The organism is Petralouisia muris, from assembly GCF_004793545.1.
GTDB classification, from domain to species: Bacteria; Bacillota; Clostridia; order Lachnospirales; family Lachnospiraceae; genus Petralouisia; species Petralouisia muris.
In genome coordinates, this window is record NZ_SRYA01000287.1 from 1 (window position 1) to 308 (window position 308).

1 pseudogene is annotated in these 308 nt (G+C 49.4%); it reads left to right on the top strand.

Annotated elements, in window-relative coordinates:
- Positions 1–248, top strand: a pseudogene (locus E5329_RS29530) (hypothetical protein); the annotation flags it as partial.
- Positions 249–308 lie beyond the last annotated feature (60 nt).

Sequence of the window (308 nt, forward strand, 5' to 3'; positions counted from 1 at the left end):
TCACAGAAATTACAAAGCTGCCGCCACACTATATAGCAGCAATGCCGGATGCGGTGCAGGAAGAAATCAGGCAGAAAGTAATGGCAGCGCTGGCAGAGCATGGCGAATGTACCCCTGAAAATGTTGACCGTGCCATGAGTTCCAAAATCTACGACTTGGAGGATTTGATTGACATTCGTGAGTATGTCAGGCGGATGGAGACGGAACAGAGAAAGAAAGCGGAGCAGAAAAGGAGGGGCGGCAGATGATAGCGGCAGGAATTATAGCAGCAGTTGTGTTTGTACTTGCACTTTCAAGATCAGCAGGGC